Source organism: Cupriavidus sp. 86D6 (genome assembly GCF_057815095.1).
The window spans coordinates 351,011-374,149 of sequence record NZ_JBYPSB010000004.1 but is presented as its reverse complement, the minus strand read 5'-3'; the positions used below and the strand labels follow the sequence as shown (position 1 = coordinate 374,149).

General features: G+C 66.7%; 22 protein-coding genes. 8 read left to right on the top strand and 14 right to left on the bottom strand.

The genetic code is table 11. The features are described 5' to 3' along the window. Positions 1-13: 13 nt before the first annotated feature. Together AC3G88_RS12805 and AC3G88_RS12800 are read right to left on the bottom strand one after the other, a co-directional pair. Positions 14-1,108 (bottom strand): malate/lactate/ureidoglycolate dehydrogenase, encoded by a 1,095-nt coding sequence (locus AC3G88_RS12805; protein ID WP_488773059.1) that lies wholly within the window; start codon positions 1,106-1,108, stop codon positions 14-16. A 2-nt stretch (positions 1,109-1,110) separates the two neighbouring features. Next, positions 1,111-2,106 carry a Bug family tripartite tricarboxylate transporter substrate binding protein gene (locus AC3G88_RS12800; RefSeq protein ID WP_488773058.1) on the bottom strand — a complete coding sequence of 332 codons (996 nt, stop codon included), beginning with the start codon at positions 2,104-2,106 and terminating at the stop codon, positions 1,111-1,113. 276 nt (positions 2,107-2,382) lie between these two features. Here AC3G88_RS12800 and AC3G88_RS12795 point away from each other — a divergent pair, with 276 nt between their 5' ends. Further along, positions 2,383-4,059 carry a thiamine pyrophosphate-binding protein gene (locus AC3G88_RS12795; protein ID WP_488773057.1) on the top strand — a complete coding sequence of 559 codons (1,677 nt, stop codon included), beginning with the start codon at positions 2,383-2,385 and terminating at the stop codon, positions 4,057-4,059. Between the two features lie 116 nt (positions 4,060-4,175). On the opposite strand, the gene AC3G88_RS12790 is transcribed toward AC3G88_RS12795, so the two are convergent. After that, the gene (locus AC3G88_RS12790) at positions 4,176-4,499 is read right to left on the bottom strand and encodes a CppA family protein (protein ID WP_488773056.1); all 324 of its coding nucleotides are present in this window, start codon (positions 4,497-4,499) and stop codon (positions 4,176-4,178) included. Between the two features lie 184 nt (positions 4,500-4,683). Here AC3G88_RS12790 and AC3G88_RS12785 point away from each other — a divergent pair, with 184 nt between their 5' ends. From AC3G88_RS12785 to hglS, 3 genes are all read left to right on the top strand, one after another. After that, the gene (locus AC3G88_RS12785; protein ID WP_488773055.1) at positions 4,684-5,574 is read left to right on the top strand and encodes an RNA polymerase sigma-70 factor; all 891 of its coding nucleotides are present in this window, start codon (positions 4,684-4,686) and stop codon (positions 5,572-5,574) included. Positions 5,575-5,620: 46 nt separating this feature from the next. Further along, positions 5,621-6,532: a LysR substrate-binding domain-containing protein gene (locus AC3G88_RS12780; protein ID WP_488773054.1), complete on the top strand. Its 912-nt coding sequence runs from the start codon at positions 5,621-5,623 to the stop codon at positions 6,530-6,532. Positions 6,533-6,670: 138 nt separating this feature from the next. Further along, positions 6,671-8,035, top strand: a complete 1,365-nt coding sequence (gene hglS, locus AC3G88_RS12775) for a 2-oxoadipate dioxygenase/decarboxylase HglS (protein ID WP_488773053.1) — start codon at positions 6,671-6,673, stop codon at positions 8,033-8,035. 202 nt (positions 8,036-8,237) lie between these two features. Here the strand turns inward: hglS and AC3G88_RS12770 are convergent, their stop codons facing one another. Continuing rightward, positions 8,238-9,344 (bottom strand): porin, encoded by a 1,107-nt coding sequence (locus AC3G88_RS12770; protein WP_488773052.1) that lies wholly within the window; start codon positions 9,342-9,344, stop codon positions 8,238-8,240. Between the two features lie 239 nt (positions 9,345-9,583). Between AC3G88_RS12770 and AC3G88_RS12765 the strand changes: the two genes are divergently transcribed. Genes AC3G88_RS12765 through AC3G88_RS12755 form a run of 3 tightly spaced genes read left to right on the top strand, consistent with a single transcriptional unit; the run spans position 9,584 to position 11,080 of the window. After that, on the top strand, positions 9,584-10,150 hold the full coding sequence (locus AC3G88_RS12765) for a PAAR domain-containing protein (protein ID WP_488773051.1): 567 nt from the start codon (positions 9,584-9,586) through the stop codon (positions 10,148-10,150). Next, on the top strand, positions 10,147-10,746 hold the full coding sequence (locus AC3G88_RS12760) for a hypothetical protein (RefSeq protein WP_488773050.1): 600 nt from the start codon (positions 10,147-10,149) through the stop codon (positions 10,744-10,746). The genes AC3G88_RS12765 and AC3G88_RS12760 overlap by 4 nt, the downstream gene beginning before the upstream one ends. After that, positions 10,721-11,080, top strand: coding sequence for a hypothetical protein (locus AC3G88_RS12755; RefSeq protein WP_488773049.1), 360 nt, complete (start codon positions 10,721-10,723; stop codon positions 11,078-11,080). The genes AC3G88_RS12760 and AC3G88_RS12755 overlap by 26 nt, the downstream gene beginning before the upstream one ends. 36 nt (positions 11,081-11,116) lie before the next feature. On the opposite strand, the gene AC3G88_RS12750 is transcribed toward AC3G88_RS12755, so the two are convergent. The 6 genes from AC3G88_RS12750 to AC3G88_RS12725 form a co-directional block, all read right to left on the bottom strand. Further along, complete coding sequence (locus tag AC3G88_RS12750; RefSeq protein ID WP_488773048.1) at positions 11,117-13,204, bottom strand: acetate--CoA ligase family protein; 2,088 nt, start codon at positions 13,202-13,204, stop codon at positions 11,117-11,119. A 30-nt stretch (positions 13,205-13,234) separates the two neighbouring features. Further along, positions 13,235-13,603, bottom strand: a complete 369-nt coding sequence (locus AC3G88_RS12745) for a Zn-ribbon domain-containing OB-fold protein (RefSeq protein WP_488773047.1) — start codon at positions 13,601-13,603, stop codon at positions 13,235-13,237. Next, positions 13,600-14,769 (bottom strand): thiolase family protein, encoded by a 1,170-nt coding sequence (locus AC3G88_RS12740; RefSeq protein WP_488773046.1) that lies wholly within the window; start codon positions 14,767-14,769, stop codon positions 13,600-13,602. The genes AC3G88_RS12745 and AC3G88_RS12740 overlap by 4 nt, the downstream gene beginning before the upstream one ends. After that, positions 14,766-15,989: an ABC transporter substrate-binding protein gene (locus tag AC3G88_RS12735; RefSeq protein ID WP_488773045.1), complete on the bottom strand. Its 1,224-nt coding sequence runs from the start codon at positions 15,987-15,989 to the stop codon at positions 14,766-14,768. Before AC3G88_RS12735 ends, AC3G88_RS12740 begins: the two co-directional genes overlap by 4 nt. A gap of 81 nt (positions 15,990-16,070) precedes the next feature. Then, positions 16,071-17,129: a cyclase family protein gene (locus AC3G88_RS12730; RefSeq protein WP_488773044.1), complete on the bottom strand. Its 1,059-nt coding sequence runs from the start codon at positions 17,127-17,129 to the stop codon at positions 16,071-16,073. 3 nt (positions 17,130-17,132) lie between these two features. Then, on the bottom strand, positions 17,133-17,918 hold the full coding sequence (locus tag AC3G88_RS12725; protein ID WP_488773043.1) for an IclR family transcriptional regulator: 786 nt from the start codon (positions 17,916-17,918) through the stop codon (positions 17,133-17,135). 304 nt (positions 17,919-18,222) lie between these two features. On the opposite strand from AC3G88_RS12725, the gene AC3G88_RS12720 reads away from it, so the two are divergent. Continuing rightward, a complete protein-coding gene (locus tag AC3G88_RS12720) occupies positions 18,223-18,753 on the top strand; it encodes a riboflavin biosynthesis protein RibA (protein ID WP_488773042.1) in 531 nt (176 codons plus the stop codon). A gap of 48 nt (positions 18,754-18,801) precedes the next feature. On the opposite strand, the gene AC3G88_RS12715 is transcribed toward AC3G88_RS12720, so the two are convergent. From AC3G88_RS12715 to AC3G88_RS12700, 4 genes are all read right to left on the bottom strand, one after another. Then, a complete protein-coding gene (locus tag AC3G88_RS12715) occupies positions 18,802-20,061 on the bottom strand; it encodes an AI-2E family transporter (protein ID WP_488893424.1) in 1,260 nt (419 codons plus the stop codon). A 257-nt stretch (positions 20,062-20,318) separates the two neighbouring features. Next, the gene (locus AC3G88_RS12710) at positions 20,319-20,471 is read right to left on the bottom strand and encodes a hypothetical protein (RefSeq protein WP_194946509.1); all 153 of its coding nucleotides are present in this window, start codon (positions 20,469-20,471) and stop codon (positions 20,319-20,321) included. 212 nt (positions 20,472-20,683) lie between these two features. Further along, on the bottom strand, positions 20,684-21,121 hold the full coding sequence (locus tag AC3G88_RS12705; RefSeq protein ID WP_400397530.1) for a hypothetical protein: 438 nt from the start codon (positions 21,119-21,121) through the stop codon (positions 20,684-20,686). Positions 21,122-21,422: 301 nt separating this feature from the next. Next, positions 21,423-23,060 carry an MBL fold metallo-hydrolase gene (locus AC3G88_RS12700; protein ID WP_488773040.1) on the bottom strand — a complete coding sequence of 546 codons (1,638 nt, stop codon included), beginning with the start codon at positions 23,058-23,060 and terminating at the stop codon, positions 21,423-21,425. Positions 23,061-23,139 lie beyond the last annotated feature (79 nt).

Below are 23,139 nucleotides of genomic sequence, written 5' to 3'. Positions count from 1 at the left end.
TCGATCTCCTGGATCAGTCGGCGGCCAGCGCGGAAAGCGGGCCCGGCGATTTGCCACGGGCCTGCAGCACGCGGGCGGCGGCATCGTCAAGCTGGGCCAGCGTGCTGCTGTCCACGGGAATGTATTCGGCGCGGGCGCGGCGCCAGGCGCGTTCGGGGTCGCCGGGCAGGCGGACGGCGTCGTTGCCCGGTTGCAGGCGTGACGCCTTCATCCATTCCACGAACGACTCCATCTCGTGGCCGAACGTGGTGCTGCTGCCCAGCCGCCCCGGATCGAAGATGATCGCCAGCATGTTGTTCCACACCGCGTGCTCGTGCGTGAGCGTTTCGGGGCGGATCGTATGGCCGCCGGTCACGGCGGCGCCCAGCAGTTCGCACATCACGGCCAGCACGTAGCCCTTGTGCTCGCCGAACGTGCGCAGCGCGCCCTGTGGCGTGCCGGGGTGCGGGAACATCACGGCGGGGTCGTCGGTGGGGTGGCCCTGCGGGTCCATCAGGCAGCCCGGCGGCACCGGCACGCCCTTGTTGTGGGCCACGCGCACCTTGCCCAGCGCGATGGCGCTGGTGGCGAAGTCCAGCACCAGCGGCGGCTGGCCGGCCACCGGCACGCCAATCGTGAACGGATTGGTACCAAAGCGCGGATCGTAGCCGCCATGCGGGGCCACGATCGGCTTGGATAGCACATTGACGAAGTGGATCGAGATCATGCCGGCCGCCGTGGCCTGTTCGGCCCAGTGGCCCACACGGCCCAGATGGTGCGACCGGCGCAGGCCCAGCACGCACACGCCATGTTCCTTCGCGCGTTCGATGCCCAGGCCCATGGCCTGTTCGGTCACGGCCTGGCCCATGCCACGGTTGCCGTCCAGGCTCAGGATGCCGCCCGATTCATGCACCACGCTGACCTGCTGGTTCAGCTGGAGCTGGTCGGCCTGCCACGACATCACGTACTTGGGAATCATGCCCACGCCATGCGAATCGTGGCCGGACAGGTTGGCCCCCACCAGATGATCGGCGGTCAGCCGGGCCTCGCGGGCGTCGGAGCCCGCCGCCAGCCAAAGGTCTGCCACCCATTGGTGCAGGCCGGCAGTCGGGATACGGTGATCACTCATGCTTACTCCAGGTGAATATTGGCCACCTTGATCAGGTTTGCCCATTTGGCGACTTCGCTCTTCTGGAAATTGCCCAGTTCGGTGGGGCCGGCGCCCGACGGCTCCACCCCCATCGACGCCAGCCTGGCGCGCACGTCCGGCTGGCGGATGATCTTGCCGATCTCGCTCGACAGCTTGTCGACGATGGGCCTGGGCGTGCCGGCCGGCGCGAAGATGGCCTGCCACGACACGATCTCGTAGCCGTTCAGGCCCGACTCCGCCATGGTCGGTACGTCGGGCAGCTCGGCCGCGCGTTTGGCGCCGGTAGTGGCCAGCGCGCGGAACTTGCCCGACTGGATCATCGGCATGGCGGCCACGCTGTTCTCGAACACCAGGTCCACCTGGTTGCCCAGCAGCGCCTGCACCGCCTGGCTGCTGCCCTTGTAAGGCACATGGGTCATGCGCAACCCGGCCATGTTGGCAAACAGTTCGGCAGCCAGGTGCTGCGACGTGCCATTGCCCGACGAACCGAAATTGACCGTACCCGGCTTGGCCTTGGCGGCGGCGATCACGTCCTGCACACTTTTCCACGGGCTGTTGGCATTGACCACCAGCACGTTCGGCAACGTGCCGATCAGCGCGATGGGCTGGAAGTTCTTGACCGGGTCATACGGCATCTTCGGGTACAGGCTCACGTTGATGGCGTGCGAGCTGATCGTGCCGCCCAGTAGCGTGTAGCCGTCAGCGGGGGCCTTGGCCACGTAGTCGGAACCGATATTGCCGCCCGCGCCGGCGCGGTTTTCCACCACCACCGATTGCCCCAGCACCTGCGACAGCCGCTGGCCGATCAGCCGGCCCAGCAGGTCGGTGGTGCCCCCGGCGGCAAACGGCACCACGTAGGTGATGGGCTTGCTCGGGTAGTGATCGGCACCCTGGGCGCGGGCCTGCGTGGCGACCGCCATGCATCCGGTACAAAGCACGGCCAGCATCGGCCGCATCAGGCGATGGGGAAAATTCATATCATGTCTCCTGTAGCGCGAACGTTCGTGTGCGGCAGTCCCGGTCCGGGCTGCCGTTCTGCCTGACGGTTTCCGCAACGGAAACGTGGGTCAGGCGGGGCGTCTTGTGCTGCGCCTCGCCCGCAAATCTACACGGGCCCGGGCGGTGGCGACTTGCAGAATTTGCATAACAGAAATGCACGATAGGCCGCGCAGCCGCGCACGTCAAACGGAACAATTGCAGACATTGCGATCCTGCCGCCGATCTTTCACGTCGATAACGCGACCACACCCGACATGACCTCCCACGCCTCCCAGACGGCCCGCACCGGCGGCCGTGTCCTTGTAGACCAACTACGCATCCATGGCACCGAACGCATTTTCTGCGTGCCGGGCGAGAGCTTTCTCGACGTGCTGGACGCGCTGCACGACCAGCCGGCCATCGACCTTGTGGTCTGCAAGCACGAAGGCGCCGCCGCCAACATGGCCGAGGCCGACGGCAAGCTGACGGGGCGTCCCGGCATCTGCTTCGTGACGCGCGGCCCCGGTGCCACGCATGGCAGCATCGGCGTGCATATCGCCCAGCAGGACTCCACGCCGATGATCCTGTTCGTTGGCCAGATCGCCCGCGAGCACAAGGGGCGCGAGGCATTCCAGGAGGTGGACTACGCGGCCGTGTTCGGGTCGATGTGCAAGTGGGCGGCCGAGATCGACGATCCGGCACGCATTCCGGAGATGGTGGCGCGCGCGTTCCAGGTGGCCACGTCGGGCCGCCCGGGCCCGGTGGTGCTGGCGCTGCCCGAGGACGTGCTCGATGGTCTGGTGGAAGTGGCCGATGCCGCGCCGTACCGCGCCGTGGCCGCCGCACCGCGCCCCGAAGATGCCCAGGCGCTGGCGGCCGCGCTGGCCGGTGCCCAGCGTCCGCTGGTGATTGCCGGCGGCGCCAACTGGACCGGCCAGACCGTGCGCGACTTCGCCGCGTTCGTCAACGCCTGGGATCTGCCCGTGGCCTGCGCCTTCCGCCGCCAGGACGTGATCGACAACCGCGACCCGCACTACGTGGGCCACCTGAGCCTGGGCGTCAGCCCCAAGCTGGCCGAACGCGTGAAGTCGGCCGACCTGATCGTGGCCTTTGGCACGCGGCTTGGCGATATCGCCACCGATAGCTATTCGCTACTGGAAGTCCCGCAGCCGAAGCAGAAGCTCGTGCATATCCATGCCGACAGCTTCGAGCTGGGCCGCGTCTATCAGGCCACGCTGCCGATCCACGCCGGCGTCGAGCCGGGCGCCGCCATGCTGGCATCGCTGGACGCGCCCGCTTCGGTGGCCTGGACGGACTGGACCGCCGGCGCGCGCGCCGACCACGAGGCCTTTGTCACGCCGCCGAAGCCTCACGCCGAACTGACCGGCGTGGACATGGGCGCCGCCATGGCGCACCTGAACCGGGTGCTGCCCGAGGACGCCATGCTGTCCAACGGCGCTGGCAACTACACGGTCTGGCTGCACCGCTTCTATGCCTACAAGCGTTCGCGTACCCAACTGGCCCCGACGTGCGGCGCGATGGGCTACGGCCTGCCGGCCGCCATTGCCGCCAAGCTGCGCTTTCCGGAAAAAACCGTGGTGTGCTTTGCCGGCGACGGCTGTTTTCTGATGTATCCGCAGGAAATCGCCACGGCCGCCGCCCACGGCGTGAACCTGATCGTGATCGTGGTGAACAACCGCATGTACGGCACGATCCGGATGCACCAGGAGCGCCGCTATCCGGGCCGCCAGAGCGGCACGCGCATCGTCAATCCCGACTTTGTGCAAATGGCCAAGGCTTGCGGCGCCTGGGCCGAGCGCGTGGAGCGGACCGAGGACTTCGCCGCCGCCTTCGAACGGGCGCAGCAGGCCGGCAAGCCGGCCGTGCTGGAACTGGTGACCGATCCGCGGCAGATCACGCCGGCGATGCGCGTGACCGATCTGCCGCAATGATAGGGCGGTGAACAGGTCAGCAAAAAGTGATCTGAAAGCAGGATCTGCCAGCGGTTTAGTCCAAATTATAGGATTTCAATAATTCGGACTAAACCTCGGCGGCGTCCGAACGGTGCCTAGAAGAGGGAACCCTGCGGCCGGGCCTCATGCCCGGTTTCGCGCTGTGCGTGCGGGGCGCCCGGCTTGGCCAGGATCTGGCGGATCTGCGCCAGATAACGTTCACCCACCGCCCGGTGGGTCTTGCGGGCCTCGTCGGCAAAGCTGCGGCGCGACGGCGGCCGGATGTTCAGCAGGCGGCAAATCGTTGAGAGATAAGGCTTTTTCCCGTCCGCGGCGGTGCGGCGCGCGGCCGACACCAAGGCTGCGTCGCCAATCCGTCCACGCAGCCAGACCAGTACCTGGCGGTCATATTCATTCTGCACACGGATCAGGTGTTCCATTTCAGGGCTCCGAAGGTTCCGACACTGTTTAATCCATCTCACGACGTTGGTACTGTCTATCCATACAGTACACTGTAAATATATACAGTGGTTCGGAAATTTCAAGGGCGCAGTCAGACACGATGCGAGACGGCGAGGGGGCGCCAATGCCACAATGGCAGCCCACCGCAAGGACACTTGTGCCATGGCCGCGCCTGCCCCCGATCACAGCCAGACCTTTGACCAGCTTCGCCCCCGCCTGCAGGGCATTGCGTACCGCATGCTGGGCGCCGTGGCCGAGGCCGAGGATGTCGTGCAGGACGCCTGGCTGCGCTGGCACGGCACCGATCGCAACGCCATCGACAACCCCGAGGCGTGGCTGGTATCGGTGACCACGCGGCTGGCCATCGATCATCTGCGCGCCGCCAGGCTGCAGCGCGAGCACTACGCCGGTATCTGGCTGCCTGAGCCGCTAATGTCCGAAGGCGCCGATACGCCCGAAGCCCTCTACGAGCGTGCCGACGACGTGTCGGTGGCGTTCCTGTTCCTGCTGGAACGCCTGACGCCCGAAGCGCGCGCGGCCTTTCTGCTGCGTGAAGTGTTCGACGCCGACTACAGCCAGGTGGCCGAGGTCATCGGCAAGAGCGAGGCGGCCTGCCGCCAGCTGGTGAGCCGCGCCAAGACCCAGTTGCGCGATGCCCGACCGCAATCCCCCGTACGCAAGGACGCGCACCTGACCCTGGTGCGGCGCTTTGCCCAGGCGCTGGAGCAGGGCACATTCGACGCGATCCGGGACCTGCTGGCCGACGAAGCCACGCTGATTGGCGACGGCGGCGGCAAGGTGTCGAGCTTTCCGAAGCCGCTGGTCGGCGGCGGCAAGATCGCGCAAGTCCTCTTCGCGGCGCAGCGGCGCGGCCTGGCGGTGCATGTGCAAATGGTGGTGCTCAACGGCCAGTGGGCGCTGCTGCGCTTTGTCGATGGCCAGCTCGAATCGGCCCAGAGCATCGAGACCGATGGCGAGCGCATTGTCAGCATCCACGCACAACGCAACCCCGACAAGCTCAGGCGCATCCTGTCAGCCATCGCGCGCCCGTGAATTCCGCATCCGCCGTGTTTTTTGCTCATTGCCAGCCCCCTGAACCATGCGCCTGCCCAGCCTGATCGCACTCCAGATGCTTGAGTGCGCTGCCCGACTTGGCAGCTTCACGCGCGCCGCGGCCGAACTGAACGTCACCGAAAGCGCGATTTCCCGGCAGATCCAGGCCATGGAGGAACGGCTAGGCGTGCGTTTCTTCGAACGGGTGCGCCAGCGCGTGGTGCTGACGCCCGACGGCGACCGCTATGTGCGCGACATCCGCGCCGAACTGAAGGCCATCGAGCGCGCCACCAAGGATCTGGCGTCGCGCGCTGGCGGCATGGAGGTGCTGGAACTCGCCGTCGTGCCCACTTTCGCCACGCAATGGCTGATTCCGCGCCTGGCCGGCTTCCGGGCCGAGCATCCACGCATCGTCGTCAATATCCACGCGCGGCCCGAGCCGTTCCACTTTGCCGATTCGCTGTTCGATGCGGCCATCTATTTTGGCAACGACGCCTGGGACGGGCATCCGTCGGCCACGCTGCTGGAAGAGGGGCCGTCGATCCCGGTGTGCAGCCCGCGACTGCTGCAGGGCGCGGCCCTGCGCCAACGCGAAGACCTGCTGAGCATGCCGCTGCTGCATCTGGCCAGCCGCCCCGATGCATGGCCCGACTGGTTCGGCGGCGACGACGAGGCGATCCGGCGCCGCGCGCGCCTGGGGCCGCGCTACGACCTGTTCACGATGGTCACGGGCGCAGCGATCTGCGGGCTTGGCATCGCCGTTTTGCCAGAAATGATGGTGCGCACGGAGATCGAAAGCGGCCAGCTGGCGGCGCTGCCGTTCGCCGGGGCGCCGGCGTCCGGTCGGCACGGCGCCTATTTCCTGACCTACCGGCAGGCCAAACCCGGCGACGGCACGGATCGGGACAAGGCGGCGCTGTTTGCCGACTGGCTGCTGCGCCAGTGCGAGGGCACCTGAATTCCGATCGCCCATCCGGCCGGGCATCAAGTTAATGCGTAAAGCGCATCAAGTCGCCCGGAAATATCACTTGCCGCCCGAAAGCCGCCCGACCACACTTGGCGGCTCTTTTTGTGATCCCGTCGTCCCCGGAATAACATGTCTGCCGCTTTCACGTCCCCCAGCCAGATCCGCGCCCAGTTCTCGCGCGCCATGTCCGATATGTACCGTGCCGAGGTGCCGCAGTACGGCACGCTGATGGCGCTGGTATCCGATGTCAATGCCGAAGTGCTGGCCAGCGTCGGTGCCGTGGCCGCCGGTGCGGCCGGCCAGGAATCGCGCATCGAGGTGGAGCGCCACGGCGCCATCCGCGTGGGTACACCTGAGGAATTGGCCACGATCCGTCGCCTGTTCGCCGTGATGGGCATGTTCCCGGTGGGTTACTACGATTTGTCCGTGGCCGGCGTGCCGGTCCACTCCACGGCGTTCCGGCCGAAGGACACCGCCGGCCTGGCCGAGAACCCGTTCCGCGTCTTCACGTCGCTACTGCGCCTGGACCTGATCCAGGACGCCGCGCTGCGCGACGCCGCCGCGGCAGTGCTGGCCACGCGGTCGATCTTCACGCCGGGCTGCCTGGCACTGATCGAGCGCGCCGAGCAGCAGGGCGGCCTGGCTGCCGACGACGCCGCCCGCTTCGTGGCCGAGGCGCTGGAGACATTCCGCTGGCACGGCAAGTCCACCGTCGAAGCCGACCTGTACTGGAAGCTGCGCAAGACGCATCCGCTGATCGCGGACATCGTGTGCTTCCCCGGCCCGCACATCAACCACCTGACCCCGCGCACGCTGGACATCGATATCGTCCAGACGCAGATGCCGGCACGCGGCATCAGCCCGAAGGCCGTGGTGGAAGGCCCGCCGACGCGCCGCTGCCCGATCCTGTTGCGTCAGACCAGTTTCCTGGCCCTGAGCGAGCCGGTCACCTTCCGAGATGGCGGCGAAGCCGGCACCCATACGGCGCGCTTTGGCGAGATCGAGCAACGCGGCGTGGCGCTGACCGCCAAGGGCCGCAAGCTCTACGACGAACTGCTGAACGAAGTACGCAAGGTCATCACCCCGGCTGGCGACGGTTCGAACGCCGACGCCTATCGCAAGACGCTTGGCGACGTCTTCCGGGCGTTCCCGGACGACCACCAGTCGCTGCGCCAGCAGGGCCTGGCGTATTACCGCTACGCGGTGGGCAATGCGGCGGCCGATGGTGGCGATCTGGAAGCACTGATTGCCGCCGGCGCGCTGGTGGCTGAGCCGATCACCTACGAAGACTTCCTGCCGGTCAGCGCCGCCGGCATCTTCCAGTCGAACCTGGGCGACGAAAACCGCGACGACCTGCAGGCATCGCCCAACCGCGCGGCTTTCGAGCAGGCGCTGGGCGCGACGGTCAGCGATGAACTGGCGCTGTACGCCGCAGAGCAACAGGCGTCGCTGGACGCGGCGCTGAAGACGCTGGGGTTGGCCGCAAGCGTTTAATGCACCCTCGGTTTGCTTCCCTCTTCCGCCTGCGGGAGAGGGGAGCAAACCAGACCGCCAGCCGCCACAAAAGAAAGAGGCCCGCCAGGCAGTGACCTGTGCGGGCCCATAGAAAGACGAAGGGAAAGTCTTCGCCGTGGAGTCTGGACGCTTTACGATCCGATGAAGCTCAATCGTTGGTCAGACGTGGATCAGACGTGGATCAGAAGCGGTGGCGCACGCCGATGATGGCGCCGAACTGGCTCTGGCCGGCACGTACCTGCTCGCTGGTGGCGGTCAGCGTGGTGGCGCTGCCGTTCAGCGACGGGCCAAAGCCCGACAGGCCCATCGACGAACCGCTGCGGTTCTGCGCGTAGGCGGTGATCGCGTAGAGGTCGGTGCGCTTGGACAGCGCATAGGTACCCGACAGCACGAAGCTGTACGGATCGCCGTTGCTGTTGCGCACGTCGGTGTAGTAGGCGGCGCCGGTCACGGCGATGGCCGGGGTCACCTGGTAGGTGGCGCCGACCCAGTACAGGTTGGTGCGCAGCGAGCTGCTGGCGAAGTCGCCGTAGTACCAGCGATAGCCGGCAAACGCGCGGCCACGGCCAAAGTTGTAGCTGGCACCGATGGTGGCGCGGCGCTCGCGGTTGTCGTCGGTGGCGACGGTGCTGCCACGCACTTCGTCATAGACCACGCGTGCCGACACCGGACCGGCATCGTAGCCACCGGCCACCGACCAGTTGCGGCCAGCCTTGTAGTCGCCCGGCACTTCGCCGCCGGCGCTGCTGTCGTAGCCGGTGCTGTAGAACAGGCCGTAGTAGAACGCGCCGGTCTGGCCGGTGAACTTCAGCGAATTGTCCGCACGGCCCGACATCCACTTGTCATGCATCAACACCGAATAGCGCGTGGCGATGGCCATCGGGTCGTAGGCCAGCGAAAAGTCGTACAGCACCGTCTGGTGACGACCCAGCGACAGCGTGCCGTACTGATTCTGCAGACCCACGAAGGCCTGCCGGCCGAACAGGCGGCCGCCCTGGTTCAGGCTGCCGGTATCCAGATCAAAACCGCTCTCCAGCGTGAAGACCGCCTTCAGGCCACCGCCCAGGTCTTCGGCGCCACGCAGGCCCCAACGCGACGTCGACAGGTTGCCGGCCGACATCCGCACCAGATTGTTGCTGCCGCCGGTAGTGGTGTTCGGGGCGTGGGTCAGGAACTCCACGCCGGCATCCACCACGCCATACAGCGTGATGCTCGATTGAGCCTGCGCCGTGGCGGGCAGGGCAGGCAGGACGGCCATGGCGGCCAGGCAGGCGAGACGGGTCTTCATGCTTCGTTATCCTTGTAGTGAGACGCGCGCACGCGCGCCTCCGTAAGGGCTCAGGCGCGATGCGGCGCCTGAAATGTAACGATTAGCGACAAAGCAAAGAAGAGCGAATCGTCTGACAGTTTGTCTTGAGATGTGAACAATCGGGGCGGGGGTTCGATGCTGTGCCCGGTTTCAGCGTTCGGCGATTGCGTGTCCATCGGGGCCTATCAAGAATGGGCGCCATTCTTGATGGAGACGACATGGCTGATATCAGGTATGCACTGCGGGACGGCGACGCCACGACAACGGGCGGCGTCCTGATCGCCGACAAACGTTTCTTCTTCACGCATCACGGCAAGACCGTCGCCTTGGAAGGCGACACGGCCACTTGCCCGGCCTGCAAGGCCCAGGGTCGCGTCTATAACGACTGCACCCCAAATTTCGATGTCATGGGAATGCGGCTCCTGGTGAGCGGCGCGCGCGTGTACTGCAAGTGCGCCGAGCCGCCCCGCGTTATCCATTCGCAGCAAGATTTTTCCATCGAGGTCGTTGATCGAGCGGTGGCTGCGCCATTCGCGGCAACTGCGGGCGCCACGGCTTCCGCACCAAGCCCCGATGTTCCGGCTTCGGCGGGTCCCATGTTCAACGAGCGATTCGTATTGCGGGATAGCCGTTCCAAGGCGCCCTTGACTCGTGTTGCGTATGCCCTGCAAAGAGCGGATGGCAGTCTTGAGTTCGGGACAACGGACGCCGAAGGCAAAACCCACATGCTGTCCGCCACCGTCGAGTCTGAACACATCACCATCTACGTGGAGGGGGAAGCATGACCGTGTTCGTAACGAATGCCGAGGGAAAACGATTTAAGCGAATTGCGACGCGTACGACAACCAGCATGAAGGATGACGCCATCAAGAACGTGGAAGTCGAGCGCGAATTCGTTGAAGTGCTAGTGCTGGATGGCGCGATTATATCGGCCGGGTCCCAATGGGGCCATGTTGCCATCGAGATCGATGGGATTGTCTACAGTCGGGTACTTAGCCAATACGAAACCGGATCGTATCGGGACTATGTCATCGGACAGACCCGGCCGCCTTGGGTAGATTTTGATGGGCACCGTCGAGGGGCGCATCGTGATGGAATCGGCTTTCTGCTCTGGGTGACCCCGGACGAAAAGGAACGCATGCGAGCCGAACTCGAAAGGCGGGTGTCGGCGGGCAAACGCTACAACCTGTTGACCAACTCGTGCAGTTCCAACGTTGCCGAAGTCCTGGCGATCGCGGGCGTGGTGTCGAAGGATCCCCGCTTCTTTGACCTCCCCGTGTCGCCGAAGGAGATGCTCAAGATGCTGGGGCGTTCCTCTCGGTTAGTGGAGACGCGCAATTACCCGAAGGGATGGCATGGCGGTGCATCTGGTAACTGGTAAGCGATTGGCGGTGGCGCTGCTGTCGGCGTTGGTCGTGTGCGGCTTTCTGATGACGTTCGGTGGATACCGGCTTCTCGACTGGAAAACATATACGGCCGTGAGACCGGTAAAGCTCTACGTCGACATGGTAGACGTTCGTCCCAGTAGCACGGACAAGCACCCCGAGCGTTTTCCGGTACTGGCGGTTCTCCCGCCAGGCACGAAATGCAGCGTTGTCCAGCAAGCCGCCAAAGACTTCCCCACATGGCGCATGCGATGCGACGGCGGCTTAAATGGTTGGATCAATCAGCCTGGGCACTTTTCTCCGATGGTGCCTGACGACGCCCTTTGGTAGCTATCCTTTGGTAGCTGGAAGCCATATCCGGACCGGCTACGCCACCTCCATCAACCCATCCACCACCAGCGCCCCCTCTGACCCGAGCATGACCGGGTTCAGATCCACAGAGCGGATCTGGCCTTGCGCCTGATGCACGAGGTTGCCGACCCTGGCGGCCACGTCGCACAGGGCGGCAACATCGAGGGCGGCCTCGCCGCGTACGCCGTCGAGCAGTGGGGCCATGCGCAGGCTGCGTATCGCGCGTTCGATGGCGGCTGGGCTGGCGGGGGCCAGCAGTACCGCCGTGTCGCGCACCACTTCTACGTACTTGCCGCCGTCGCCCACCAGCAGCACTGCGCCAAAGACCGGGTCCCAGTGGGCGCCGACCATGCATTCGCGCTGGCCGCGCGACATGCGCGCGACGATCACGCCTTCGCATGGGGCGTGCATGGCGTCGAGTGTCTGCGTTTGCTTGTGGAAGGCGTCGACAATTGCATCGCGGCTGTTGCAGTTCAGGGCCACCAGGCCGTGTTCGCTCTTGTGCGGCACAGCCGGGGAACTGGCCTTGACCGCGACCGGCGCGCCAATCCGCTGCCACGCCGCCACGGCGTCGTCGGCGCTCTGGCACAGGTAGTGCTCGACCACCGGCACGCCGGCTTCTGCCAGCCGGGCCAGGCTGGCGGCCTCGCTGAGCGTGCGGGAAGGCGTGGCGATGTTGAACGGAACGATCGGCGGCATGGCGGGCTCGCCCGCCACGTCGCGCAGCAGTTGCTGGTGGGCGGTCAGCTGATGGAAGGCGGCCAGCGCATCGGCGGCGTGCACGAACGTCGGCACGTTGGCCGCGCGGAATTGGCTGACCACCGTGTCCTGCCACGCGGCCACGGCGATCGGCTTGCCAGCCTGGTCGGCAAACCGTGCGGCATCGCGGGCAAAGCGTGGGACGTCGTAGCCCATGCCGGCCACCGGAATGTCGAGCAGGACCAGATCGGCGGAGGGGTCGGCGCCGACCACCGGCAGGACATCGCCAAACAGGCCGCTGTTGGTCAGCAGGGCAGCGGTGACGTCCACCGGATTGGCCGTGGCCGCAAAGCCGGGCAGGCGTTCGGCCAGCGCGGATTGCGTGGCGGCGGACAGCGGCGCCATCGACATGCCGAGGGTATCGGCGGTATCGGTGGCCATCACGCAGCTGGCGCCCGAGTTGCTGACGACGACCAGCCGGCGGCCGGCCGGCTGCCAGCCGCGCAGGTAGAGCGGGGCGCAGCGTGCCAGCGCGTGGGCGTCTTCGACGCGCCAGATGCCATGGCGCGCCAGAAAGGCATCGACGGCGCGGTCTTCGTTGGCCATGGCGCCGGTGTGCGATGCGGCGGCGCGGGCGCCCGCCTGCGAGCGGCCTGATTTGACGGCCACCACGGGGATGCCGCGCGCGCGGGCCACGGCAGCGGCTTCGGCCAGCATCTGCGGGTCAGTCAACGTTTCCAGATACAACAAGAGCAGGCGCACATCGGGGTCCTGCGCGACGCCCAGCGCGATTTCGCTGACGGTCACATCGGCCTGGTTGCCGGTGGCATGCACATGCCGTACGCCGATCCCCTGGTTGCGCAACAGGCCGTAGACCAGCGCCGCCGTGCCGCCGCTCTGGCTGACCACTGCCACCGGGCCATCCTGCGGCGGAATCTCGATAAACATCGTCGAAAAACTGGCGATCGTGCCATTGCCAAAGTTGGCCAGCCCCTGGCTGTTGGGGCCGACGATGCGCAGCCCGCCTTCCCGCGCGATGCGTACCATGTCGTCCTGCTGGCGCCTGCCTGCCTCGCCCGCCTCACCGAATCCCGACGCGATCACGATGGCGGCACCCACGCCCAGCCGCGCGCAGTCGGCCACGGCCTGTACGGCCGCGTCACCGGCGACCACGATCACCGCCAGTTCGGGCGCCTCGGGGAGCGCATCGAGCGACGGGTACGCGGGCAGCCCCTGCAGCGATGCGCGCTGCGGGTTGACCGGATAGATGGCGCCGGTATAGCCCATGGTCTGCATGTAGTGGATCGGGCGGCCGCCGATCTTGTGGATGTTGTCGGAGGCGCCGACGATGGCGACCGAACGGGGCGAGAGCAGGGTGGCGAGGGTGGAGAGGGCGGAGGACATTGTTTTGAGGTCTGCCGATGGCTGTTCAGATCAAATCCGGGAAAAACGCAGCAGCGGCTGCCCGGCGTGGTGGAACACCGCGGCGCGCACGCGGTCGCCAATGGCGATGCCCGGGTCGGCGTGGCCCATCACGCGCGGGCCTTCATCGAGGGTAGCCAGCACCAGCGTGTAAGGCACCAGCGGCTGGAAAGCTTCGGTGGGGGCCCGGAACACCTCGGTCACTGCGTAGACGTTGGCCTGGCCGTTGCCATCGCGCCAGGCCAGTTGCCGGCTGCCGCAGGTGCGGCAGGCATGGCGCTGCAGCGGCTGCCAGGCGCCGCAGATCTCGCAGGTCTGGTAGCGCACCACGCCAGCGGCCAGGCCTTCGGTGTAGGGGGATTGGGATGGCGGTTCGCTCATGCGGTCTCCAGGATCAGGCTCACATGCGACGACAGCACGCCGCCATCGGCATGAAACAAGGCGCGCTTCCGAGATTGCGGCAATTGCCGGGCGCCGGCCCGGCCGGCCAGCTGGCGCGCCGCTTCGGCAAGGTGCATCAATCCGCCCGCCACGCCCGAATGGCCAAATGCCAGCAGCCCGCCATGCGTGTTGAGGGGCAACGCACCATCTGTGTCGAAATCGCCGGCACGCAGCCGGGCGACGGCCTGGCCGCGCGGGGCGATGCCGATTTCCTCCAGCAGCATGACCAGCGTGATCGTGAACGAGTCGTAGATCGCCAGATAGTCGATATCGGCCAGCGCGCAGCCGGCTTCGGCCAAGGCGCGCCCGGCGGCGTCGGATGCGCCGCTGCGCATCACGTCGTCGAGCGCGCCAAGGTGCTGGTGCCGATGCGCCTGGCCGGCGCCTGCGATGCGTACTGGCGTGCCGGTGCCCGGTTCGGCCGATACCACCAGCGCCACGGCGCCGTCCGAGATCGGGCAGCAGTCCGACAGCCGCAGCGGCGACGCGATCGGCCGTGCCTGGCGGGCGGCCTGCAGCGACAGCGGATCGCGCAGGTGCGCGTCGGGGTGCCCGGCGGCATGGCGCCGCATCAGCACCGCGAAGTCAGACAGCGCATCGGCATCCAGGCCCACCTCGTGCAGGTAGCGCGAGGCCAGCAGCGCGTAGTAGGCCGGCACCGACGCGCCGTTCGGCACTTCGATCTCGGGCTCGCCCACCTGCGCCAGCGTCTGTACCGACTGATCTCGGCTCTGGCCGCTGAGGCGGTTCTCGCCAGCCACCACCAGCACGTTGCGGCAACGGCCAGCGCGCACCAGATCATGCGCCAGCATCGCCATCAGCCCGCCCGTGGCGCCGCCCCCAGCCATGCCGTGGGCATAGGCCGGCTGCAGCGACGCGAATTCGCAGAAACGGTCGGCCAGCATCAGGTGCGGCAGCGTGGTGGCGTAGCCGCACAACACGCCGTCCACCTCGGCGCGCGCCAGCCGCGCGGCATCGAGCGCGGCATCGGCGGCCTGTGCCATCAGCGTCAGCGGGGAGCTGCCGGGCAGGCGTCCGAAGCGGGTGTTGCCCGCCCCGCGCACGTAGCTGGGTATCGCCAATGCAGCCGTCGCGGCAGCGTTCATTTCCTGAGCAGCGGGCACTGCGACCTGGCCACCGGCATGAAGGCCTGGTCGCCGGGCACCGTGGCCAGCAACTTGTAGTAGTCCCACGGGTACTTCGATTCTTCGGGCTTCTTGACCTCGAACAGGTACATGTCGTGGATCATGCGGCCGTCCTCGCGGATGCGGCCGTTTTTGGCGAAAAAGTCCTGGATTGGCAGCGCCTTCATCTGCTTCATCACGGCGGCGGTCTCGTCGGTGCCGGCGGCCTGCACGGCCTTCAGATAGTGCGTGACCGACGAATAGACGCCGGCCTGGCTCATGTTCGGCATCTTCCTGACCTTGTCGAAGTACTTGCGCGACCAGGCCCGCGTGGCGTCGTTCATGTCCCAGTAGAACGCCTCGGTCAGCACCAGCCCCTGCGCCGTCTTCAGGCCGATGGCGTGGATATCGTTGATATAGAGCAGCAGGCCGGCCATCTTCTGGGTGCCGTTCTTCGTCAGCCCGAATTCCGACGCGGCCTTGATGGCATTGACGGTGTCGCCGCCCGCGTTGGCCAGGCCCACCACCTGCGCCTTGCTGGCCTGGGCCTGCAGCAGGTACGAGGCAAAGTCGCTGGTGTTGATCGGATGCCGGGCCGCACCCAGCACCTGGCCGCCGGCCTCTTGCACCACCGTCGTGGCCGATTGCTGCAGCGTGTGGCCGAACGCGTAGTCGGCCGTCAGGAAGAACCAGGTCTTGCCGCCGCGCTGCACCATCGCGCGGGCCGTGGTGTTGGCCAGCGCGTAGGTGTCATAGGCGTAGTGGACCGAAACCGGCGTGCAGAGATCGTTGGTAATGCGCTCGGTGCCCGGGCCAGAGAACACCACGATCCTGTTCTTCTGCCGGGCCACGTCCAGCACGGCCAGCGCCGGCGCCGACGCGGCCACGTCCAGGATGGCATCGACCTTGTCCTGGTCGAACCATTCGCGCGCCTTGTTGGCGGCGACGTCGGCCTTGTTCTGGTGATCCACCACCACCAGCTCCACCTTCTTGCCCAGCACCTTGCCGCCGTAGTCGTCGATGGCCATCTGGGCCGCCGTGGCGCTGCCCCGGCCCGTGACATCGGCATAGAGCCCGCTCATGTCCAGCAGCAGGCCGATCTTGACCACATCGTCGGAAATGCCGGCCTTGGGCTGGGCGTGGGCGGCTAGCGATGCCACGGCCAGCGCGGCGGCGGCGATCCGTTTCAAGGTTGATGTCATAGTCTCCTCCGTCTTGTTATGTCATTTGTTTTCTCCCCTCTCACACAATGTGGGAGAGGGGAGCCTGGTATCCGCTCCGTGCTATACGGTTGCGATCGGCGTGGTCGGCGACCCGACGGCCCCGGGCAGGCGCAGCGGCGGCGCGGTCAGCATGAAGCGGGTACGCCGATGGGCCCGCAGCCAGTCGGCCAGTTCGCGCAGGTACCAGAGTTCGCCCAGCGGCAGCCCCAGCTTGAACAGGCAGTGGTGGTGCAGCGGCAGCAGCGGATGGGCCCTGGTGTCGTCGGGCGGGGGCAACGCCGGGAAGCGTTCGACGGCGTAGTTGTCGGCGATCAGGGCGGCAATGCCGGCGTCGGTGATCCAGTTCAGCAGCCGGTTGTCGCGGCCGTTCAGGGCGGCGCAGCTGTGGTGCAGCACGGCCTCGTCGGGATTGCGCTGCATCGACAGCACCACCTCGGCAAAGCCGGTGCGCAACAGCAGCATGTCGCCGCGCTCCACTTCCACGCGGTGGGCCTCCATGGCGCGCATCAGGTCGTCGTAGCCGACATTGCGGAAGTCCGTGCCGAAGACATCGGCCAGGTCCACCACCACGCCCCGGCCCTGCATGCCCTTGACGGCGAAGTTCTCGATACCGAGCGCGTCGGCGTGGCTGGCGTGGCCGTGGCCGCAGTCGTGCGCCTCGAAGTGGTCATCGTCGGCGTAGTCCACCGGGCCCACGATATCGGCGTTGGCGCGGTAGCCGTTGTAGTAGACGCGTTCGGGCCGGCCGTCGCCGTCGGCATCGAACAGCGCGCCCACGTGCGCCAGCGAATCCCATTGCGTCGAATACTGCAGGCACAGAAGCACCTGGTCGTCGCTGATCACGTCGGTGGCGGCCGGGTTGACCTTGGCCAGCGGAAAATTCAGGTACGGGATGTCATCGCGGAAGGTGGGCCGTAGCTGCGGCGGATGCCGGCGCGGGTTGAGCTTGTTGCCGCCCGGATAGTCCAGCGGCATCGACAGGCAGAAGCTGATGCCGGCCTGGATCTCGCGGGCGCCCTTGACCACCTGTTCCGGGCCGATCAGGTTGACGCGGCCCAGTTGATCGTCGGGCCCGAAATCGCCCCAGTTTGAGCCTTCTGGACGTTGCTTCCAGCGCATGCTTCAAGCCTCCTTCGGTTGTGCCTGTGGTTGGCGGGTGGGATGGCGCCAGGTGGCGGCGATGGCGTCGGCCTCGCGGCGCAGCGCGCGCGCCAGTGCGGCCTCGCGTTCGGTAATGCGTTCGTTGAGGGCGGCAATGCTGATGGCGCCCAGTGGATAGCCGTCTGGGCCGGGCAGGGCGATGCCGATGCCGCCCATGCGCTCGACCACGACATCGAGCAGCACGGCATAGCCGCGCGCGCGCGTGGTTTCCACGTGGCGGCGCAGCATGTCGGCATCGATCCGGGGATAGCGTTTCAGCGACGGGGCGATGCACGCCAGCACCGCGTCGATCTCGTCGTCGGGCAGCGCGGCCAGCAGCGCCAGGCTGCCCGCCCCCACGCCGAGCGGGCGGCGGCTGCCGACATCGAGGTAATTGGCACGGATCGGGAATGTGCCCAGGCGCAAATCCAGGCACACGGATTCCCAGCCGCCAGGCACCGAGAGAATCGCCGAATCTTCAAATGTATGGGCCAACCGGATCAGGGCTGGGCGCGCCAGCGGCCGTATGTCGAGCCGGCGCTGCGCGGCCGCCTGCAGGGTCAGCCATTCGCGTCCCGGCGAAAACGCCTTGGTGGCCGGGTCGCGCTCGACCATGCCTTCGGCAATCAGCGTATCGAGCAGCCGCAGGGCCGACGCCTTGTCGACCTGCGCGGCGGCAGCCAGATCGGTCAGCCGGGCATTGCGGGTGTCCGACAGCGCGCGCAGCAGCCGGCAGGCCTTCTGCAGCGATGTGCTCTGGACGGTCACGTATGCGTCTCCTCCGGGTCGGGTTTTGTGTCATGAAACCTCGGTACGCGCGACAGCCGTTGATTTATAGGCGACGGGAGCGGGCGCGTCATTCTGCGATGCATCAAAATTTTGTCGGCCGAAACTCGGACATCGGCCAGTTTCGGCGTCGTCCTACAGACCCGTGCGGCCGCATGCCGACGTGGCGAAAGCGGCGCGAACGCTACGATGGAACGGGGAACACAGAAGAAATATGAGAAATCTGGAAGGGGGGGGCCATCCAGGAATCGTCCGGTCGATGCGTCCGGCACAAAGGAGCCCAGACATGACAGGCAATCTGATTTCAGGCGAGGCGGCCAATACCCGTATCGCCGCACTCTACGACACCGAGGCCGACGCCACGCAGGCGGTCGATCTGGTCTGCAACACCGCCGGATTGAGCGCGAAACAGGTCAAGCTGGTCCACCCGCACGAAGCGCACTTTGGCCGCAAGCTCGAGCCCGACGAACAGGGGATGGCGCGTACGGCCGTCCGGTCGCACCTGACGCTGGGCGCCTGCGGGCTGATCCTGGGGCTGCTGGTGGTGGCCGTGCTGTATCTGCAGCAAGTCGCGTGGGTCACGCAGAATCCGTGGCCATCGGCGGCCGCAGGGGCGTTTATCGGCGCCATGCTGGGCATGATGGGCGGCGGCCTGATCACGGCGCGGCCCGATCATCAGGCAGTCATCACCCCGGTGCGCGAGGCGGTGAAGCACGGTCGCTGGGCAGTGCTGGTAAATCCCGAGTCGCCGGAGCAATGCGACGATGCCATGCGCACGCTGCGCGGCACCCATGCCGAAGTGATGCGGTCGGTATGACGTCAGCGGCCGGCGGGCGGCCCTTGAGGGGCTCAGGCGCCTCGTCGCTTATTCGCCAAGAAATTCGGCAATGACTTCGAGGCCTTCGACGTGATCGGCGACCACCTTGGCGATGACGGCCAGCGGTATCGCCAGCAGCATGCCCCAGGTGCCCCAGAGCCACGTGAACAGCAGTAGCGACACAAAGACGGCGACCGGATTCATGCGCGCCAGGCGGCCTGTCATCCACGTGGTCATGCCGTTGCCGATCAGCGTGGCGATCACCATCGAGCCGCCCGCCGCCGCTGCCGCCACGGCCAGGGTGCCGGATTGCATGAACCCGGCCACGCCCAGGCACACGGCCACCACCAGCGAACCGAAGTAGGGCACCAGGTGCAGCACGGCCGCAACCAGCGCCCAGGTGCCGGCATTGTCGATCGACAGATACTTCAACAGCAGATAAATGCAGAAGCCCAGCGAGGCGTTGGTGACCAGGAGCATGATCATGTACCGCTGCACCTGCCGGTTGATCTCGTCCAGCATATGCACGTTGATCTTCTTCTGGCTCAATGTCTTGCCGGCCATCTTGATGAACTTGCGCTTGAACATGTCGCCCGTCAGCAGCAGGAACCACGTCAGGAACAGCACCACCACCGACTGGGCCATCAGCGCAAAGGCACTGACCCAGCCCGCCCACACCATGTTGCTGAAGTTGTCGGCGGTGCGCTCCACCACCACCGGGGCGCCCTTGGGGGCGGGAAGCTGCCCGGTGCCGCTGAGGATGGTGGCGGCGCGGCGCACCTTCTGCACCACGGAGTCGTCGCCGCTCATCAGTGCCCCCACCGAACGCGACAGCTTGCTGGCGATCTCCGGCAGGCGGTCGACGATCGACGACACCTGCCCCTGTAGCAGATAGGCACAGCTCAACGCCAGCGCCATCAGGCTCAGCAGCACCAGCGTGGCGCCGATGGCGCGAGGAATGTGACGGCGCTGAAGCAGGTCCACGAGGGGATCGAGCAGATAGGCAAGGATGATGGCCAGCACCACCGGGACGATGAACGCGGTGGCGACATGCAGCGCGTACAGCGACGCCAGCGTGGCCAGCACGATCAGCGCCGAACTGGCGCGCCCGAGTGACTGGGTCCAGCTCGGGGGCGTGTAATCGGAAGTGGTGACGGGTGCCGCCGCGGCACCTGGCATCGGCCCCGTCAGGGCTGCGTCCGGCATGGCGCTCACCGTGTCGCCAGCAGGATCGACGTCAGGTGTCAGCGCGCTGGCCTCTGGCGGCCGCGCGGACCGCAGGGCGGGAGAAGGCGGGACGGTCGACATGGGGGCACGATATGGAGGTCATTATTCTCGGAGGATAGCCCCGGGCCGCATCGCGGGGTGTCGGCGCGCGGCGGGTCGCGGTGTAGGACGGATACACGTAACGGTTGCAGCACCGGGGCGGAGGCACTGGGGCGCAGTACCGTTGCCCCAAAACAAAACGCCGGTCTTGTGGACCGGCGTTTCGGGGAAAGCAATGATTCGATGGGATTGCCCGGAGGTATTTTCGTGGGCTTGCGTGGGCTTGCGTCTGTGTTTGCCTAGCGCGGTGAATCGTCACGGGGGCCGGAAGAGGCATCCAGGAACGGTTGCTGCTTGAGCAGGGGGTCGTTCTTGACCATCCAGCGGACACCGAAAGCCAGTGCAACGATGCAGGCCAGCATATACGCAACGATCGCAGTGAGAGTCAGCATGTTTCTGTCACAGGAGGAGGTTGCGACCGCAGCTGCCACGTCGGTGATCCGGGACGATGCAGGGACAGCGCGTGGCGGGCCGGATGGGAACGGATTGTATGTGACAGCAGACGTGATTCCGGCCCCATTTCGCCTGAAATTTTCTGTATGCCGATCTAAGCGCAACTAATATCGGCAGGTTCTGCTATGTCCGAACATCGGACCCATGACGGTCAGAAATAGCACCCCATGCTGTACTGCTCGGTGCGCAGTGCCTGGGCGGCGTGGCGATAGCGGTCCGCGTAGCTCCAGTATTCGGTGTGCTGCATGGCGCGTTCGGCGGCGCGCGCCTGGTACTCCAGTGCCCGGCACTGGTTCCAGAACGCGTTCTGGCTGCGCCAATCGGCCTCGTCCTCGCGCGCGTCCCAGTTCTGGATCTGCGCGGACATGCGGGCGCGGTTCTGCAGGTACGCCTGTTCGTCCTGGCGGATCTTGGCCGTCTTGGTGACGGTGGTCACGTTGCCGCGCATCGATCCGGTGACGTTCTGGTAGCCGGCCGGACATGACCCGTTCGTGTAGAGCGTGTCACGCGGGCTCTCGCACTTGGTCACGGCCTGCGCCGCGCCCGAGGCGGCCAGGGACAGCAGGAAGGCGCATAGGAGTCTGGACATGGCGCGGCTCGCGGCGGGTTTCGATCCGATCACTGTAGGCAGTGCGAGTGAGGCCCGCCAAGGCCGTCAAGGTATCCAGATATTTCACAGGGTGTCGATGGCGTGGCGGAGTGTGCTGCGGGTAGGGGGGCGCGGTGGCAAGCTGAGACGCTGGCCCTCTCCCCCGGCCCCTCTCCCGCAAAGCGGGAGAGGGGAGAAAACCAGGGGCAAGGAGGGGTGCGCAGCGGCATGCTGGGACGCTGGTCCTCTCCCACGGCCCCTCTCTCGCAACGCGGGAGAGGGGAGACAACCGCTTCCAGTCCTAGAGCAGCTTCCAGACGCCCTCGGCCTCGCTGGCGACGCCATCGGCTTCCAGCTTGCGCAGGTGGGCCATCAGCGAGCGCAGCGCAATCGGATGCTTGGTGACAGGAACGTCGTCGTAGACGCTGGCCACCAGCGTGCCGGCGTCGGCCGGCGCCAGCGCCCGCAGGGCGTTCATCACCTTGGCTTCGCGCTGCATGCGGTGGCGGATCAGCAGCCGGATCGCGTCGTGCGGGCGCGGCATCAGGAAGCCGTGTCCCGGGGCGATCCATTCGATATCCTCGTCCAGCAACGCCTGCAGCGATGCCAGGTACGCGCGCATGTCGCCATCGGGCGGGTTGATGACCACCGTGGACCCCTGCATCACGTGGTCGCCCGTGAACAGCGTCTTTTCCTCTTCCAGCAGGAAACACAGGTGGTTCGACGCATGCCCCGGCGTGTGAATCACGCGCAGCGTGGTCTGCGGACCCAGGGCGATGCGGTCGCCGTGCGTGGGCTGATGGTCAGGCCGGAAGGTCTGGTCCTGGCGATCCACCACGTCGGTGGTGCGGCCCCAGACCGGCGCGGCGGTGGCCTCGCGCAGGCGCACCGACCCCGGCGAGTGGTCCAGGTGGGTATGCGTGACCAGAATCCATTTCACGGGCCCGGGCGCGGCGGCCATCACGGCGTCGAAGTGGGCGGCGTCATCGGGGCCGGGGTCGATCACGGCCCACTGGTTGTCAGCGCCGGCCACGAAGTAGGTGTTGGTGCCAGGCCCGGTCATCACATTGCCGTTGTTGGCCGTCACGCGCCAGACCCGTTCCGACAGCTTGACGGCGAGGCCCGGTTCCAGCGTGTAGCGTCCATGGCCTGCGCCATCCGGGTCGATGCGGGCGATCTCGGCGTAGCTGGGCTCCTCCGGCATCACGGGGCGCTGGCCCTTGGGGCCATGGGCCAGGCGCGGCATCACCAGCGCGATATTGCGCTGCTGCCGCGCGTAGTCGAAACACGCCTGTGCCGTCCCGAAATGCGCGATGGACTGCAGGATCTTGCGCGTGGCATTGACCAGCGTGAGGTTGTTGGCCGGGTCCACCACATCGGCCGGCCGCATCCAGCGGTGCTCCACGGCCTCCACGCCATCGTGGATCGCGGTCTGCCCGGCGGGCAGCACGGCCATGAAGAAGCGCGTGTCGAACCGCTTGGGCAGGCCCGGCGGCGTCAGCCAGTAGGCGCAGTAGGCCAGCTGGTCGACCGCCAGCCGCAGGCCCAGCATTTCGCACACATGGGCCAGGCCCTTGCCGCCGTAGCTGGCCGCCTCGCGCAACTGCTGGTGGACGTCGGGGCCCAGGTCGTCCAGCCGCACGATCTGCCCGCTGGCGTCGTAGGCAAACAGCAGGTTGGCTTCCTCGAACGCCTCGCGCACGGCGCACAGGTAGTAGTCCAGCCCGTTGGCCGGCACCTGCAGCCGCGCGCTGGCCGCCGCGTCGTCCAGGCCGGCGCACAACGGATGCAGCGTGGCGTCCTGGGGATCGAGCACGCCACCCGGAAATACGAAGGCGCCGGCGCTGCGGTCGTCGTCGCGCTGCGGGCGGCGCATCATCAGGATTTCCATGCCTTGGGGCCCGTCGCGCAGCACGAGCATGCTGGCGGCGAAGCGCATGGCCTTGGCGTGGAGGGCGTAGGCGGATTGGGAGGGCGTCTGATTTGGGGAGGTCGGGGCGGCGGACATGTGCGGCGGG

What these genes read in the sequence shown, in the direction of transcription:
- AC3G88_RS12785 (WP_488773055.1), top strand. Translation starts at nt 4,684, where the DNA reads ATGGCCGCGCCTGCCCCCGATCACAGCCAGACCTTTGACCAGCTTCGC.
- AC3G88_RS12770 (WP_488773052.1), bottom strand. Translation starts at nt 9,344, where the DNA reads ATGAAGACCCGTCTCGCCTGCCTGGCCGCCATGGCCGTCCTGCCTGCC.
- AC3G88_RS12805 (WP_488773059.1), bottom strand. Translation starts at nt 1,108, where the DNA reads ATGAGTGATCACCGTATCCCGACTGCCGGCCTGCACCAATGGGTGGCA.
- AC3G88_RS12745 (WP_488773047.1), bottom strand. Translation starts at nt 13,603, where the DNA reads ATGAGCGAACCGCCATCCCAATCCCCCTACACCGAAGGCCTGGCCGCT.
- AC3G88_RS12715 (WP_488893424.1), bottom strand. Translation starts at nt 20,061, where the DNA reads ATGTCGACCGTCCCGCCTTCTCCCGCCCTGCGGTCCGCGCGGCCGCCA.
- hglS (WP_488773053.1), top strand. Translation starts at nt 6,671, where the DNA reads ATGTCTGCCGCTTTCACGTCCCCCAGCCAGATCCGCGCCCAGTTCTCG.
- AC3G88_RS12760 (WP_488773050.1), top strand. Translation starts at nt 10,147, where the DNA reads ATGACCGTGTTCGTAACGAATGCCGAGGGAAAACGATTTAAGCGAATT.
- AC3G88_RS12780 (WP_488773054.1), top strand. Translation starts at nt 5,621, where the DNA reads ATGCGCCTGCCCAGCCTGATCGCACTCCAGATGCTTGAGTGCGCTGCC.
- AC3G88_RS12755 (WP_488773049.1), top strand. Translation starts at nt 10,721, where the DNA reads ATGGCGGTGCATCTGGTAACTGGTAAGCGATTGGCGGTGGCGCTGCTG.
- AC3G88_RS12700 (WP_488773040.1), bottom strand. Translation starts at nt 23,060, where the DNA reads ATGCGCTTCGCCGCCAGCATGCTCGTGCTGCGCGACGGGCCCCAAGGC.
- AC3G88_RS12720 (WP_488773042.1), top strand. Translation starts at nt 18,223, where the DNA reads ATGACAGGCAATCTGATTTCAGGCGAGGCGGCCAATACCCGTATCGCC.
- AC3G88_RS12750 (WP_488773048.1), bottom strand. Translation starts at nt 13,204, where the DNA reads ATGTCCTCCGCCCTCTCCACCCTCGCCACCCTGCTCTCGCCCCGTTCG.
- AC3G88_RS12765 (WP_488773051.1), top strand. Translation starts at nt 9,584, where the DNA reads ATGGCTGATATCAGGTATGCACTGCGGGACGGCGACGCCACGACAACG.
- AC3G88_RS12795 (WP_488773057.1), top strand. Translation starts at nt 2,383, where the DNA reads ATGACCTCCCACGCCTCCCAGACGGCCCGCACCGGCGGCCGTGTCCTT.
- AC3G88_RS12800 (WP_488773058.1), bottom strand. Translation starts at nt 2,106, where the DNA reads ATGAATTTTCCCCATCGCCTGATGCGGCCGATGCTGGCCGTGCTTTGT.
- AC3G88_RS12740 (WP_488773046.1), bottom strand. Translation starts at nt 14,769, where the DNA reads ATGAACGCTGCCGCGACGGCTGCATTGGCGATACCCAGCTACGTGCGC.
- AC3G88_RS12790 (WP_488773056.1), bottom strand. Translation starts at nt 4,499, where the DNA reads ATGGAACACCTGATCCGTGTGCAGAATGAATATGACCGCCAGGTACTG.
- AC3G88_RS12730 (WP_488773044.1), bottom strand. Translation starts at nt 17,129, where the DNA reads ATGCGCTGGAAGCAACGTCCAGAAGGCTCAAACTGGGGCGATTTCGGG.
- AC3G88_RS12710 (WP_194946509.1), bottom strand. Translation starts at nt 20,471, where the DNA reads ATGCTGACTCTCACTGCGATCGTTGCGTATATGCTGGCCTGCATCGTT.
- AC3G88_RS12705 (WP_400397530.1), bottom strand. Translation starts at nt 21,121, where the DNA reads ATGTCCAGACTCCTATGCGCCTTCCTGCTGTCCCTGGCCGCCTCGGGC.
- AC3G88_RS12735 (WP_488773045.1), bottom strand. Translation starts at nt 15,989, where the DNA reads ATGACATCAACCTTGAAACGGATCGCCGCCGCCGCGCTGGCCGTGGCA.